Origin of the sequence: Methylobacterium sp. WL6 (assembly GCF_008040095.1) — a bacterium.
GTDB lineage: Bacteria > Pseudomonadota > Alphaproteobacteria > Rhizobiales > Beijerinckiaceae > Methylobacterium.
In genome coordinates, this window is sequence record NZ_VRVH01000575.1 from 1 (window position 1) to 1,217 (window position 1,217).

1 protein-coding gene is annotated in these 1,217 nt (G+C 76.5%); it reads right to left on the reverse strand.

Going from position 1 to position 1,217, the window contains the following annotated elements:
* Positions 1–1,129: DUF2336 domain-containing protein (locus FV230_RS28490; protein WP_147844748.1), on the reverse strand; the 1,129-nt coding region annotated here is incomplete at its 3' end.
* Positions 1,130–1,217: the final 88 nt, after the last annotated feature.

The following is a 1,217-nucleotide window of genomic DNA, read 5'->3' on the forward strand; positions in this document are numbered from 1 at the left end:
CCTCGGCGATGGCGCGGGCGACCGCGCGGGCCTCGTCGCGGGCGGCCTCGGCCTCGTAGCGCGTCAGCAGCGCCATCACCCCCTGCATCTCAGAGAACGGCATGTCCTCGCAGGCGGTGATCGCCCGCTCGATCATCCGCCGCGACAGGCCGACGCCGCGCAACGTGCTGGTGCCGTCGGCGGCCTCGCGCCAGGCCGAGAGCGCGGCCACCACCGCGGGCAGCAGCGCTTCGGCGAGGCCGGCGCGGCGATGCAGGTCGGCGATCCCGCGCGGCTCGCGCAGCAGCGTGCCGACGCGGGCGTGCTCCAGGCCGGTGAGGTCGGCGAACGCGGTCTCCGCAAAGGCCATCTGCCCCGAGAAGATCGCCCGCAGGATCAGGCCGGCATTGAGCTGGCCCGTGATGCGCAGGTGCTTGACGATCCGCGCGGTGGCGGCGGCGCCCGCGCCGTCGCAGAGCTCGAGCACCGTGCGCTCACCGGCCTCGCGGCTCATCCGGGCGCTGCGGTCGGGCGAGAGCCAGCCGCACGCGGTCACGAAGTCCGACAGGGTCCGGGCGAGCCGGGCGCCGACGGCGTGGCGCACCTCGATCGGCAGGTCCGCCCGCGCCAGCAGCGCCTCGCGCACGCCGGCGTCGCCGCCATGGCGCTCGACCATGCGCAGCATGCGGCCCGTGGTGATGCGCGCCGTCGGGTTGCGGGCCAGCACCGCGAGGGTGTCGCCGCCGCCGATCTCGGCCAGGGCCCCGGCCACGGCGTGCGAGAGGTGATGGCGCGCGGCGATCGTCGCGCGGATCGTCTCGCAGCCCATCGCGGCGGCGTCCACGAGGTCGGCATCGGTCAGGACCGGCGATGCGGCGAGCACCAGGCAGGCGACCTCGGTCTGGTCGGAGGCCAGGGCCACGACGAGGGGGCGCGGCGCACGCGCCGAGGCGGCGCAGGCCTCGGCCATGGCGCGGCGCACCACCGGGGCCGGGTCGTCGAGCAGCGCCAGGATCGCGGTCTTGGCCTCCCAGGCGGCATCCGCCTCGAGGTTGCCGTACAGGTAGGCCCGCGTCAGCGCGGAGGCGGCCTCGGCCCGGCGCCCCGCCGAGGTGGACTGGGTGCAGGCGAGGAACTGGCGGATGTTCATGGGCCGCTCCGGTTCGTGAACAACGACGCGTTGGGGGCGGCGGCAAGCGACGCCGCGAACTCGGCCGGCCGGCGCGGCGGCAGCGGCG